This is a genomic window from Flavitalea plasmicola (assembly GCF_030546645.1).
GTDB lineage: Bacteria > Bacteroidota > Bacteroidia > Chitinophagales > Chitinophagaceae > Puia.
Map to the genome: position 1 here is coordinate 34,583 of NZ_JAUOTO010000012.1, position 13,621 is coordinate 48,203.

A 13,621-nucleotide genomic window follows, 5' to 3' on the forward strand; every position below is an offset into this window, starting at 1 on the left:
TTCCCGTGCACGATCAGATCCTATTGTCTTCTATTACTTCTTGTCCAATATCTCCCGGATCGGCCCCACCAGCGCATCGATATCTCCTGCCCCCGCCGTGATCACTAATTCCATTCTTCTATTTTGTATCTTATCCAATAATTCCTTTTTATCCGTCAGCACTGCCTTACCCCTGGTCATCTTGTCTGCGATCATCCGGCTCGTGACCCCTTCGATAGGCAATTCCCTTGCCGGATAAATGGGTAATAACAGCACTTCGTCCGCCAGGTCCAGGCTTTCCGCAAACCCGTCTGCAAAATCCCTCGTCCGCGTGAACAGGTGCGGCTGAAAGATCACCGTGCACCTCCTGCCGGGAAAAAGCCCTTTCGCCCCGCTGATCAACGCCCGCAGCTCCTCGGGATGATGCGCATAATCATCGATGAATACCAGGCCGTCCTTCCGGAGCACGTACTCGAACCTTCTCTTCACGCCCCTGAATGCCTCCACCGCCGCCCGTATCTTATCGTCCTCTATCCCCAGCTGATGCGCCACCGCGATCGCAGCCGTCGCATTCTCCACATTGTGCATACCGCCCATATGCAGGACGACATCATCCAGCACCCAATCCTTGCTCACCACCCGGAACCTATAGCTTCCATCGTGCATGGTGACATCCGTCGCGTAAAAGTCCGGCCCTCCCACCGCTAATCCATATGTCAGCTTGCTCCCCCCCTTCAGATCCGCCGCCCGCGTCAATCCCCACTTGCTGATCAAAGTCCCGCCCTGCTTGATCTTCCCTGAAAAATCTATAAATGCCTCCTCCACCGCGCCGGCCGTACCATAGATATCCAGATGATCGGCATCCATGGCCGTGATCACTGCTATATCAGGGCTCAGCTTCAAAAAGCTGCGGTCATACTCATCCGCCTCTACCACGCAGACATTGCGTTTGTCGCTCCAGAAATTGCTGTTGTAATTGACGGCAATACCTCCCAGGAAAGCATTGCAGCCATAGCCGCTGTGCCGCAGCACATGAGCGATCATCGTCGTAATGGTCGTCTTGCCATGCGTCCCCGCCACACAAATATTAAAAGAACTATGGGTGATCACACCCAGCACCTCACTCCGCTTCAGAACAGGATACTCATGCTGCTGATAATACAACAGTTCCTGGTGATCCTTCGGCACGGCCGGTGTATACACCACCACATCCGCATCTTTGGGCGCCTGCCCCGGGTCATCCTCATAGTGGACGGGTATACCTTCGTTTTCCAGTTGCCGGGTGAGAACGGTAGCTGTTTTATCATACCCGCTGACGGCTGCACCATGGAACCGGAAGTACCTTGCCAATGCGCTCATACCAATGCCGCCGATGCCGATGAAATAGATCTTCTTAATATCTTTTAGTTCGAGCATTGTTTTAATATTTCTTCTGCTATCACCTCATCCGCATTCGTCACCGCCAGCCTGTGTATATTTTCTTCCAGCTGCCGCCGCCTCGCTTCATCCTTCAACAATCCAATAGCCGTAGCCACTAATTTCTCCTTTGCTTCGCTGTCCTTCACCAGGATACCTGCTCCCTTGTCGACGAGACGCTGCGCGTTCGCCGTCTGATGGTCCTCCGCCGCAAAGGGAAATGGCACAAAGACCGCAGCTTTCCCGGCCACACAAAGCTCGGCGATGGACATAGCCCCCGATCTCGATATCACCACGTCACCGGCGGCAAATGCATATTCCATCTTCGTGATAAAATCCGCCGTCCAGATATTCGGCCTGCCGCTGCAAAGCGTCGCCGCCTGCTGCGCAAATGGCTTTCCCGTCTGCCAGATCAGCTGCACGCCATCCACCGCAAATTCCTCCAGGTGCGCCGCGATCGCCTCGTTGATACCCCTCGCTCCCAGGCTGCCGCCTGTACATAACAGCGTCGGCTTGTCCGGATCCAATCCAAAAGACCGGATAGCCGTGGCCCTGTCCACGACGCTGCTGGTCAGGTGAGCCCGCACCGGGTTGCCCGTAACCTTTATCTTCTCCGCCGGAAAGAACTTTTCCATTCCGTCGCTGGCGACAAAAATGCCCGTCGCCTTCTTCCCCAGCCACTGGTTAGCCTTGCCGGCAAAGGAGTTCGATTCATGAATAAAAGTGGGGATGCCTTTTGACTGTGCAGCACGCAGCACCGGGAAGCTGGAATACCCCCCCACACCCACCACCGCATCCGGCATAAACCGCCGGATGATCCCCCTCACCTGGAAAAAACTCTTCACCAGCTTGAAAGGCAATCCAATATTTTTTATCAAAGAGCTTCTGTTAAGACCCGCGATATCGATCCCCTCTATGTTATAGCCCGCCTGCGGCACCTTTTCCATCTCCATCTTTCCTTTAGCTCCCACGAAAAGCAACTCTATTCCCGGATCTATTTTCTTCAATGCCCCTGCGATGGCAATGGCAGGGAATATATGCCCCCCCGTACCTCCGCCCGCTATGATGATCTTCCTGCTCATGCCACAGCCCCCTCTTTTTCCTTCCCCTCCAAAGCTTCCTTCTCCACATTGCGCGCCACACTCAGGATGATACCGATGGCCAGACAGGTGAACAGGAACGAGCTGCCCCCCATGCTCACCAGCGGCAGGGTCACACCCGTGACGGGAAAGAGGTTGACATTCACTGCCATATTCGCCAACGCCTGGATCACCAGGGTAAAGCTCAGCCCCAATGCCAGAAAGGCGCCAAAGGCAAAAGGACATCTGCGAAAAATGCGGATGCTCCTTAAAAGAAATATTAAATAGACAAACACGATGAAAGCCCCGCCTACCAGACCATACTCCTCTATAATAATGGCATAGATAAAGTCGGAATAAGGGTGAGGCAAAAAATTACGTTGCTGGCTATTCCCCGGTCCCAGCCCCAGGATACCGCCTTTGGCAATGGCGATCTTTGCCTGGTTGACCTGGTAATTATTGTCGTCATTGTCTTCCTTCGCCCCATACATAAAAGCCTCCACGCGGCCGACCCAGGTGCCGACACGGACCGTGAGACGCGACCGGCCCTCAGCCCTTGGTTTTTCCACCACACCGTCGTCCGCCTTGTGCCGGATGACGGCTGCCATCACCAGGATCACTACAGGTATCATGGCAAAACAGATCGTCAGCAGCAAATGCTTAGCCTTGACCCTCCCGATGAACAGGAGCATGAGGCTCGTTGCCCCGATCAGCAGCGCCGTGGATAAATTCGCCGGAGCGATCAGCACACATACCACAGCGACGGGCGCGATCACGGGCAGGAACCCCTTCTTAAAATCCTTTATCACATCCTGCTTTTTGCTCAGCAGGCGGCTGAGGTACATAAAGAGGGACAGCTTGGCAAGGTCAGAGGTCTGGAAGGTCATGTTGATGATGGGCAGACGGATCCAGCGGCTTCCCTCATTCAGCTTGACCCCAAAGAACAACGTGTAGATCAGCAGGGGTATGGATATAAGGAACAGGATCTTCGCCACCTTCGAATAGATCGTATAATTCACCTGGTGGGCAAAATAGATGACCATGACGCCCACCATGATAAAGGCAAACTGCTTGAAGAGATATATTTCCGTATTGCCTTTGTACATCTTGTACGCCAGCAATCCTGTAGAGCTATACACGACAAGGAGAGACACTACTGCCAGCAGCACCACCGTGGTCCAGATGACCTTGTCGCCCCTGGTCCTGGATCGCAGACTCCTGAAGGGAGTTCTTTCTATCGTCGTCGTATTGCTCATCAAATTATTTTTGTCATAGATCCCTCACCGCTTCCTTGAATTGATGGCCCCTGTCCTCATAGTTCTTGAACAGATCGAAACTGGCGCAGGCCGGGCTCAGCAGCACTACGTCCCCCTTGGTAGCAAAATGAAAGGCCGCCTTCACTGCCTCTTCCGCACTGGCCGTGTTGACCATCAGGGCTACGTCGTTCTGGAAAGCTTCGTGGATCTTCCTGTTATCCACCCCCATGCACACGATGGCTTTCACTTTCTCCTTTACCAGGTCTCTGATCAGGCCATAGTCATTGCCCTTGTCCACACCACCCAGGATCAGGATGGTAGGCTTATCCATGCTTTCCAGCGCATACCAAGTACTGTTCACATTGGTAGCTTTGGAGTCATTGATGAACTCCACTCCTCTTACCGTACTGACATACTCCATGCGATGTTCCAGCGCTTCGAAGCTCTGTATCGCCTCACGGATCTTCTGCTTGCGGATGCCGACGGTGGCCGACGCGATACCTGCTGCCATAGTATTGTATTGATTGTGAATGCCTTTCAATGCAAAATCATAAATACTCATTTGCCATTTCTCGTTACCTGTCTCGATGTTCATTTGTCCCTTGTTGATAAATCCTCCTTTGTTAGTCTCGTGTTGCATAGTAAATGGTAATGGGTTAGAATGAATGGGATACCGGTCTAAATGCTCTTTAATCACAGGGTCGTCATCGTTGTAAATAAAATGATCGTCCCCGGTTTGGTTCATGGTGATACGGAACTTGCTTCGGATGTAGTTTTCGAACTTGTATTCGTAACGATCCAAATGGTCTTCAGTGATATTGGTAAGGACGGCGACGTCGGGCCGGAAAGTGACGATGTCGTCCAGTTGAAAGCTGCTGATCTCCACCACATACCACTCCTTAGGGTCTTCTGCCACCTGCCGGGCGAATGAGTAACCGATGTTGCCCACCAGGGCGCAATCCAGCTCCCCATGCCGGCAGATATGGTAGATCATGGCCGTCGTAGTAGTCTTCCCATTGCTCCCCGTGATGCCGATGATCCTGCTTTTCCCTTTGTGGCGATAAGCCAGCTCGATCTCACTGATCACCGGAATGCCCTTCGCACGTACCTGTTTTACCAGGTCGTTCTTTTCGGGTATACCCGGGCTTTTCATGACCTCGTCCGCATGCAGCACCTTTTCCACCGTATGGCCGCCTTCCTCGAAAGCAATCCCCAGCTGTATCAGCTCCTGCCGGTGGATATCCTTCAAAGGGCCGCCATCCGAAAGAAATACATCATATCCTTCCTTCGAAGCCAGTATTGCCGCGCCGACACCACTCTCGCCACCGCCCAGTATGACTAAACGTTGTTGCATGGATCCTCCAGTTCGTTCCCGGTCAAGGGCGGATTTATCTCGAACCATAATATCTTTTAATGGCCTCGATGAATCCGTCAGTACGGATTTGTTGGTTCTTCAAGAGTATAGACGTTTACTGCACCACAATTTCTTCGTTCTTCATTCGGTTAACATCGGGTCCCATTCTTTAAGATGGTTCCAGGGATCGGTTTTTCATACTAAGTTATCTGATCTTCAAAGTAGCTATGGCAAATGCCACGCACAGTATCGTTACGATCCAGAATCTTGTCACGATCTTGCTTTCATGATATCCAAGCTTCTGGTAGTGATGGTGCAGCGGGCTCATTAAAAAGACCCTCTTCCCTTCGCCGAATTTCTTCTTCGTATATTTAAAATAGGTCACCTGGATGCTGACGCTGAGGACCTCCACCAGGAATACGGCGCAGAAGATAGGGATCAGCCATTCCTTCCTGACGATGATGGCAAGGGCGGCAATGATCCCACCCAGGGTAAGGCTGCCCGTATCGCCCATGAAGACCTGCGCCGGGAAAGCATTGTACCAGAGAAATCCGATACAGGCGCCGATCAGGGCCCCGATAAAGATGGACAGCTCGCCCAGGTTGGGGATATACATGATATTCAGGTATTCCGCAAACCGGATATTGCCGCTGGCATAAGCGAAGATGCCCAGGCAGCCGCCGATGATGGCGCTGGTTCCCGTCGCCAGTCCGTCCAGCCCGTCCGTAAGGTTGGCCCCATTCGACACCGCCGTCACGATGAAGATGACGACAACGATATACAGTACCCATGTAAATCCTCTCAAAGCCTGCGGTAGCAGCTTGGAATAATTGAACTCATGGTTCTTTACAAAAGGGATAGAGGTGATCGGCTCTTTTGCCGGTACGAAGATCTTCTTCTCTTTTCCCAATTGCACGACCTTGAATCCCGTAGTGTCTGCCGGCAGCGTCTGCCCTACATACTCCCGATACACCGTCGTATTGGTATTGAAGTATAGCGTAGCGCCTACCACGATACCCAATACCACCTGCCCCAGGATCTTGAACCAACCCGCCAGACCATCCTTATCTCCTTTTTTATAGGGAATGCCCTGTTCTTTTGCAATGCGTTTGGCCCTTAGCTTTAAATAGTCGTCAATGAAGCCGATCAACCCCAGCCACACCGTGCTGAAAAGCATCAGCCGTATATAAGCTTTATTCAGATCAGCCAGCAGCAGGGTAGGCACCAGGATCGCCAGGATAATGATAAAGCCACCCATGGTAGGCGTACCCGCCTTCTTCTGCTGTCCTTCCAGTCCCAGGTCGCGCACGGTCTCGCCCACCTGCTTCTTAAGCAGGTAGTTGATGAGCCGCTTCCCGAAGATCATGCTGATGATCAGCGAGAACAGGACGGCCAGCAGCACCCGGAACGTGATGAACTGGAACAGGGCGCTCCCCGGCACCTTGATACCGGCATTCTTTAGCCATTCGAACAAGTGATACAGCATCTCTTTATTGAGCTGCAAGCTTCAAGCTACAAGCCGCAAGCTTGTGGCTGACCGTGCAACTTTTTTTATTTAGTTAATCAATTTCTTCTCTCTCCTTTCAAAACCTGACTTGTGGCTTGCAGCTTGTAGCTCGCAGCTACTTGCGCAGCAAGTCGAACATCTCCAGCAAAATTTGCTTGTCGTCAAAAGGATATTTCACTCCCTTGATCTCCTGGTACTTCTCATGGCCTTTCCCTGCAATGAGCACGATGTCCTCCGGCCTGGCCAGGTTGATAGCCATCCTGATCGCCTCTTTCCTGTCCGCTATCTTGCTATACTTTCTCTTTGCCGCCGTATTCAGCCCCTCCTCCATGTCCAGTAGTATCTGCTCGGGGTCTTCGCTCCTGGGATTGTCCGAAGTGAAGATGGCCTTATCGCTATACTCACAGGCAGCGGCAGCCATCAGCGGCCGCTTCGTCTTGTCCCTGTCGCCCCCGCAGCCTACCACCGTAATGATCTGCTCGTGGCCCTTGCGAAGCTTCTGTATCGTGGCCAGCACATTGATAAGGGCATCGGGCGTATGGGCATAGTCTACCACGCCGACGATCCGTTCGTTCGGAGATATGATATAATCAAATCTCCCTTCAGCGCCGCTAAGCACGCTGAGACACCGGAGGATCTCCGCCTTCTCTTCGCCCAGGCAGATGGCCGCGCCATAAACAGCCAGCAGGTTGTAAGCATTGAACTCGCCGATCAGCCGGAAATGTACCTCCTGGTCATTGACGGTCATGACCAGGCCGGTGAGGTTGTTCTCCAGTATTTTTCCTTTAAAGTCAGCAACGGTCTTAAGGCTATAGAAATACTTTTTTGCATTCGTGTTCTGCAGCATCACCGCGCCCCGCTTGTCGTCAGCATTGCTGATGGCAAAGCTGCTGGAGGGCAGGGAGTCGAAGAACGACTTTTTCACCCGGATATACTCGTCAAAGGTCTTATGATAATCCAGGTGGTCATGCGTGATGTTGCTGAATACTCCACCCGCATAATGGAGGCCCGCTATCCGCTGCTGATGGATGGCATGGCTGCTGGTCTCCATGAACGCATACGTACATCCCTCTTCCACCATATTTTTCAGCAGGCTGTTCAGCTGGATGGGATCAGGAGTGGTGTGCGTGGCCTCCACGATCCGGTCGCCAATGTGATTTTGCACCGTGCTCAGCAGACCGCATTTATATCCCAGGGCTGTGAACAGCTTGTATAATAAGGTCGCGATGGTCGTCTTGCCGTTGGTGCCCGTCACGCCCACCAGCCGCAGCCTTTCAGAAGGATGGCCGAAAAAATTATGGGCGATATGGCCGGCGGCCGCGGCGCTGTTCTCCACTTGCACATAAGTCACATCATCCGCCAGCAAAGCGGGGAGCTCCTCGCAGATCACTACCGCGGCGCCCGCTGCCGTCACCTGTGGAATGTACTGGTGGCTGTCCGTATGCGTACCCTTTTGCGCAATGAACAACGAACCCGGCCCCACTTTCCTGGAGTCGATCTGCACGTCATGTACCTCCCTGGCCAGGCCCCCATGGACCTGGCGGATGCTTACCTTATATAATATGTCCTGCAGATTCGCCATTGCTTATGCGATGTTCTAATATTAGTCTAATTGTATCGTTACCGGCTCGTTCTTCCTAAGGGCTGATCCGGGCTGGATGCTCTGCACCCTGACCTTTCCCCTCCCTTTAGCCGCCACTTTGAGTTCCATGCTCTCCAGTAAAAAAAGGGCGTCTTTCAGACCCATGCCTTTCACATCCGGCATGGTTTGCCGTGTGATCACCTCCTTATTCAGTACGGGTTGATAGTTGGCGGCATAGAGACGGCTCCATTCATTCTTGCCCGCAGAGTCCGTGTATCCCACCCCCAGCGTATGGATCACCTGCTGCATGTCGTGGGTGGAACCTGCGTACAAAAATTGAGCGCTGTCCCTGGTCATCGGATGAATTGTCGCTTCCATAGGGCCGGATTCGGAACTCATCAGCTTGTCGGCTAATTCTTTAAAGACAGGCCCCGCAACTGCGGCGCCATAATATTTTTTCGCAAAGGGTTTATTCTTGATCACCACGATGCAGGAATATTTCGGATGGTCGGCAGGGAAATAGCCCGCAAAGGAGGATTGGTAAATATGGTCCGCATAGCCACGATTGCCATTCGCTACCAGCGCCGTTCCCGTCTTTCCCGCCACTTTGTAAAAAGAGCCCTTGAACAGGTCTTTGCCGGTACCCTCTGTAACTACCCCGTTCAGACACTCTTTCAGTTGCGCCAGCGTGGCATCGCTGCAGATCTTTTCGATCATCGTCTCCGGGGAATTTTCCCTGACAGTGATGCCTGCTTCCTGGATAGCGCTGACCAGGTAGGGTTTCATCATCCGGCCGTTGTTCGCCACCGCGTTGTAAAGGGTCAACGTTTGCAGAGGGCTTACCAGCACTTCATACCCAAAAGCCATCCAGGGTAAGGTGGTAGCGCTCCAGGTACGAGACTTCGGGGTTTTTATAATAGGAGTGGTCTCTCCCACCAGGTCGATACCCGTCAGCTGGTTGAACTTTAATTTCTTCAGATGATCGACAAATGCATTCGGGTTACCCGCATAATTTGCCCAGGCCAGCTTGGCCATGCCCACATTGGAGCTGATCTCAAAAGCCTGCTTGACAGTGAATGTCTTGTTCTCATGCGGCTCCGAATCATACACCGTGCGCCTTGCCACTTTCCAGACGCCTCCCTCCAGGTCGATATTATCCGACAGCCTGATCTTATGATCCTCCAGCAATGTCAGCATGGTAGCCAGCTTGAAAGTAGAGCCGGGTTCCGTAGCGCGGATAGCATAGTTGAGGTCTTCCCAGTACGTACCGTCGGATTGGCGGCCCAGGTTGGCGATGGCCTTCACCTTACCCGTGCCGACTTCCATCACGATGCAGGTGCCATGCTCCGCCTCATTGTCCAACATTCCTTTCAGCAGCGCATTTTCAGCGATATCCTGGATATTCACGTCCAGTGTCGTGACGATGTCCTTCCCGTTCTCCGACTCGATCTCATATCCTTCAACAGGAATATAAGTGCCCCCGGCAATATAGCGGACCAGCCGTTTGCCCACCTGTCCTTTCAACAGCGTATCATAGGTACGCTCCAATCCCACGTTCTGGGCATTCGCCCTTGCCAGGCCAATGGTACGATTGGCCAGCAAACCGAACGGATTCAATCTTTTATTATTCACTTCCGCGATAAAGCCACTTTTATTCCTTCCCTGACGGACCAGCGGGAAGCTTCTTAGCTTTTTATACTGGTCAAAGCTGAGATTGGAATGCAGCAGGTAATATCGGTCCTTCGTGCGATAGCCACGCTGCAGGTCCTTTTTATACGCCTGTGACGACTGATCTCCAAACAGCCCGGCAAGACAAAGGGACAGCGAGTCCAGGTTCTCGGTAAATCGCTTGCCGTTCTTTTCCCGGAGACCATCCGCGCCAAAATCAATATAGATATTGAAACTGGGAATGGACGTGCTCAGCATGCTGCTGTCCTCGCTGTAGACAGTCCCTCTTTCCGCGTCCAGCTCGATAAATTTCTGGTGCAGGCTGTCGCTGAGGCTTCTCCAGTAGGCACCCTGAACGCGCTGGATATAGAATGCCTTACCCAACACCACCAGGCAAAGCGCCGTGATGCCGATGAAGCATAAATATACTCTCCACAATATGTCGCGTTTGACCTCCATCTCAGTTGCTGGCGGTGGTAGTCGAGTCAATCAAAACGACTGGCGGCAGTGTCAGCTCTTTCAGACCGAAAGGTTCGACGGCTTTGGCAAGTTCGCTTTGTTTGCTGCGGAACATCACTTCGCTTTTCAAGGTTTTATATTCGTACTGTAATTCTTTCAGCTCTTTGTTGGTCCGGTTGATATCCCGGACGATCTTGTCAGCATAATGGCCATTGTAGATATAGACCACCGCAAGCGCCGCCAGGAAAAGGAAGAAAGTGATGTTCTTCATGATCCAGCGATAGCTCAATTTCGGCTTCCAGCGTTGCTTCGCCGCGGCTCTGGCAGAAGCTTTCGCCGCTGCATGGACCTCTTCGGGTTCGGCATCATGCTCCACCGGGATATGTTGATCTTTCTCTTTCATTTTATAAGCGTTCAGCAACGCGTAATTTTGCGCTGCGGGCCCTTGGATTTTGCTTTAATTCTTTGTCACCGGGTACAATCGGCTTGCGGGTAATGACTTTCAGGAGGGGGGCTGCCTTTGTTTGCCCATAAGGGTCGGAAAGATCCTCATCCTCGAATGAACCTCTCTTAAAGAAATTCTTCACGATGCGATCTTCCAGCGAATGGAAGGTGATCACAGCTGCGCGGCCCCCGGGCAGAAGCAGGGCGGGCATTTGCTGCAGCAATTCTTTTAGTGCTCCCAATTCATCGTTGACCTCGATACGTAAGGCCTGAAACACCTGGGCAAAGTATTTATTGGGATTCCCTTTCACCACGCTGTTGAGAGCGGTCTTGAAATTCGCAATGGTCTTCAGCGGCACGGACCGTCGCAGGTCTACGATGGTCCGGGCAAGCGTTTTTGCATTGGTGACCTCCCCGTATTGTTCGAAGAGCTTATGCAGCTGCTGCTCGGAATACGTATTGACGATCTCAGCGGCGGTCAGCGCCTGCCGTTGGTCCATCCGCATATCCAGGTCGCCCGTATACCGGGTGGAAAAACCACGCTCAGGCTGGTCGAACTGGTGACTGCTGACGCCCAGGTCGGCCAGTATCCCGTGGACCTGTGTGACATTGTGCAGACGGAGCATCCGGGCGAGATGACGGAAATTATGGGGCAGGAAGGTGATCCGGGCGTCGTTGGGCAGGTTTTGCCGGGCATCATTGTCCTGGTCAAAAGCATACAATTTGCCTTGCGGACCCAATCTCTCCAGGATACCCCTGGAATGACCGCCACCACCGAACGTACAGTCGACATAAATGCCTTCCGGCCGAATCTCCAGTCCGTCCAGCGCCTCGTGGTAAAGTACGGGCACATGGTAGCTGTTGTGCTCCGGACTCATCACTGCGAGAGCCCTCCCGGGTTCATCACCTGCTTAGCCAGGCTGCTGAATGCTTCCGGTGAAAAAGATTCAAAGAACTGTTGGTACTTACTTTTATCCCAGATCTCAATTTTGTCAACGGCAGCCACCAGCACAATGTCTTTCTCGAGGCCGGCATGCTCTTTCAGGTTTTGCGGGATCAGCAACCTTCCCGCGGAATCCAGTTCAGCCATCGTGGCGCCATTCAGGAAATATCTCCTGAATTGCCGAACTTCGGGGTCAAAATCATTTAGTTGGCTTATCCTGGCGAATATGGGTTCCCAGCTTTTCATGGGATAGAGGCTTAGACATTTTTCAAACCCTCTGTTCACCACGAACTGCGCGGCCCCTTCTTCCGGCATCTGCTTTTTGAAGCCGACCGGGAGCAAGAAGCGACCTTTTGAGTCTAGCGTAGCTTCGTATTCGCCCAGAAAACCAACCATTTATGAAGGATTGAATCAAATTATACTAAAACTAACACAAAATAACACTTTTTCCCACCAGGATGTAGGAATTTGAAAAATTTAATTTTTCCACAGTAGTGTATTACCTTGATGCAGAGACGTTGAGGAATGGTTTGAAGGTTTCCGGGGCCATCCGGCATGTGCAATGAGTGTGAATTCCGGTGGATAACCTGTTGATAAGCGCGTCTTCAATGTTAATAATACCAATCGATCATTTATTATGGCAGGTTATTCCGGCACTCCCCTATTGAAGAAACTGGGGTTGAAAGAAGGGCTGAAATTAAGGCTGATAAACCCTCCGGACGATTATTTCCAATGGCTGAATGCTGACGTCTCTTCCCAGCTTTGCGCTTCGAAAGAGATCCCTGATTGGGTGCACCTGTTTGCCCCCTCCCGGAAGGATTTTGAGAGAGAAATGAAGTCGTTGAAGATCGCCTGGAATAAGAACCCAGCCATCGTCATCTGGGTATCCTGGTATAAAAAAAGCTCCGGCATCGTTACGGATCTCACAGAGGATCTGATCCGGGAGTATGCGCTGAAAAATGGCCTGGTCGACATCAAGGTCTGCGCGGTGAGTGAGCAATGGAGCGGCCTGAAGCTGGTGGTGCCTCTGAAAAGGCGGTAGCACCAAAATAAGCTACAAGCTGCAAGCTACAAGCTATGAGCAGGACCTAATAAATCCTTCGCTTGCAGCTTGCAGCTTGAAGCTTGCCGCTCAAAACCGCCACCACGTGAACCCTTCGCCCACATACTGAAACCCCATCTGCTCATACATTTGCCGGCCGGTGGCGTTCAGTACGGCGTACAGGTGCCCCTTCTCTTTCCCCAGGAGGCAAGCGGCCGCCACCAGCGCTTTACCAATCCCTTGTCGCCTTGCTGAAGGTATCACCGCCACATTATAAACGCCCGCGGCTCCGTATGTTCCCGTGGAGAAGAACACGGCGCTATGCCCCACGATCTTCCCTTTTAATAAAGCCACGAACCGCCGCACCCTGTCCGGATGATAACGCAGCATGGCTGCGGAAACGGCCCCGTCGCGGCCCACGTAAGGCAGGCCCTTCACTGATTCCAATGACATTTCATTATCCATGACGATCTGCAGTCGGCTGGGATAGGCATGATCCTCGCGCATCGCTCCCAGGCCCAGCGCCATCCAGCAGGGGCGCCAGCCATCCTGAAAACCCCTTGCCTTCAGCCTGTCGCCCAGATCCATGGGCACTGGCGGGTCCAGGCTCCAGCACCCGATGCCCTTATTAGGGCGGGAAGCGTACCAGGCCATCATCTCGTCCAGCTGGTGATCGGCCGAACCTGGGTCAAGTGAAGGGAACGCGATCATCGACTGATATTCCGGCCCGTCATAGGTATAGGTCATCCCGTCCCGGTGCGCCACCTCTCCACCCCGCGCCAGGGCATTCTGACAAAACAGCTCTGTGTGATTGGATGCGGCAGCCTGTTCCAATTGCCGGCTTGTAGCATGATCGGGGGTGGGAAGCTGGGTGATAGGCATAGGTATACCA

Annotated in this window: 12 protein-coding genes; 1 reads left to right on the plus strand and 11 read right to left on the minus strand. The window is 52.7% G+C overall.

Annotated features, from left to right (window positions below):
• Nucleotides 1-33: 33 nt before the first annotated feature.
• The 10 genes from murC to mraZ form a co-directional block, all read right to left on the minus strand.
• Nucleotides 34-1,395, minus strand: a complete 1,362-nt coding sequence (gene murC, locus Q4E93_RS33015; RefSeq protein ID WP_303592225.1) for a UDP-N-acetylmuramate--L-alanine ligase — start codon at nucleotides 1,393-1,395, stop codon at nucleotides 34-36.
• Nucleotides 1,383-2,477, minus strand: coding sequence for an undecaprenyldiphospho-muramoylpentapeptide beta-N-acetylglucosaminyltransferase (murG, locus tag Q4E93_RS33020; protein ID WP_303592226.1), 1,095 nt, complete (start codon nucleotides 2,475-2,477; stop codon nucleotides 1,383-1,385). The genes murC and murG overlap by 13 nt, the downstream gene beginning before the upstream one ends.
• Nucleotides 2,474-3,730 (minus strand): FtsW/RodA/SpoVE family cell cycle protein, encoded by a 1,257-nt coding sequence (locus Q4E93_RS33025; protein WP_303592227.1) that lies wholly within the window; start codon nucleotides 3,728-3,730, stop codon nucleotides 2,474-2,476. The genes murG and Q4E93_RS33025 overlap by 4 nt, the downstream gene beginning before the upstream one ends.
• Before the next feature lie 13 nt (nucleotides 3,731-3,743).
• Nucleotides 3,744-5,084, minus strand: coding sequence for a UDP-N-acetylmuramoyl-L-alanine--D-glutamate ligase (murD, locus tag Q4E93_RS33030; protein WP_303592228.1), 1,341 nt, complete (start codon nucleotides 5,082-5,084; stop codon nucleotides 3,744-3,746).
• Between the two features lie 205 nt (nucleotides 5,085-5,289).
• Nucleotides 5,290-6,588, minus strand: a complete 1,299-nt coding sequence (mraY, locus tag Q4E93_RS33035) for a phospho-N-acetylmuramoyl-pentapeptide-transferase (RefSeq protein ID WP_303592229.1) — start codon at nucleotides 6,586-6,588, stop codon at nucleotides 5,290-5,292.
• Between the two features lie 118 nt (nucleotides 6,589-6,706).
• Nucleotides 6,707-8,173, minus strand: a complete 1,467-nt coding sequence (locus tag Q4E93_RS33040) for a UDP-N-acetylmuramoyl-L-alanyl-D-glutamate--2,6-diaminopimelate ligase (protein WP_303592230.1) — start codon at nucleotides 8,171-8,173, stop codon at nucleotides 6,707-6,709.
• Nucleotides 8,174-8,194: 21 nt separating this feature from the next.
• A complete protein-coding gene (locus Q4E93_RS33045) occupies nucleotides 8,195-10,300 on the minus strand; it encodes a penicillin-binding protein (protein WP_303592231.1) in 2,106 nt (701 codons plus the stop codon).
• Between the two features lies 1 nt (nucleotide 10,301).
• A complete protein-coding gene (locus Q4E93_RS33050) occupies nucleotides 10,302-10,703 on the minus strand; it encodes an FtsL-like putative cell division protein (RefSeq protein ID WP_303592232.1) in 402 nt (133 codons plus the stop codon).
• Nucleotide 10,704: 1 nt separating this feature from the next.
• Complete coding sequence (rsmH, locus tag Q4E93_RS33055; protein WP_317505212.1) at nucleotides 10,705-11,595, minus strand: 16S rRNA (cytosine(1402)-N(4))-methyltransferase RsmH; 891 nt, start codon at nucleotides 11,593-11,595, stop codon at nucleotides 10,705-10,707.
• A gap of 26 nt (nucleotides 11,596-11,621) precedes the next feature.
• Nucleotides 11,622-12,083 carry a division/cell wall cluster transcriptional repressor MraZ gene (gene mraZ, locus Q4E93_RS33060; protein ID WP_303592234.1) on the minus strand — a complete coding sequence of 154 codons (462 nt, stop codon included), beginning with the start codon at nucleotides 12,081-12,083 and terminating at the stop codon, nucleotides 11,622-11,624.
• A gap of 241 nt (nucleotides 12,084-12,324) precedes the next feature.
• Between mraZ and Q4E93_RS33065 the strand changes: the two genes are divergently transcribed.
• Complete coding sequence (locus Q4E93_RS33065) at nucleotides 12,325-12,729, plus strand: hypothetical protein (RefSeq protein ID WP_303592235.1); 405 nt, start codon at nucleotides 12,325-12,327, stop codon at nucleotides 12,727-12,729.
• A gap of 90 nt (nucleotides 12,730-12,819) precedes the next feature.
• On the opposite strand, the gene Q4E93_RS33070 is transcribed toward Q4E93_RS33065, so the two are convergent.
• On the minus strand, nucleotides 12,820-13,611 hold the full coding sequence (locus Q4E93_RS33070; protein ID WP_303592236.1) for a GNAT family N-acetyltransferase: 792 nt from the start codon (nucleotides 13,609-13,611) through the stop codon (nucleotides 12,820-12,822).
• Nucleotides 13,612-13,621 lie beyond the last annotated feature (10 nt).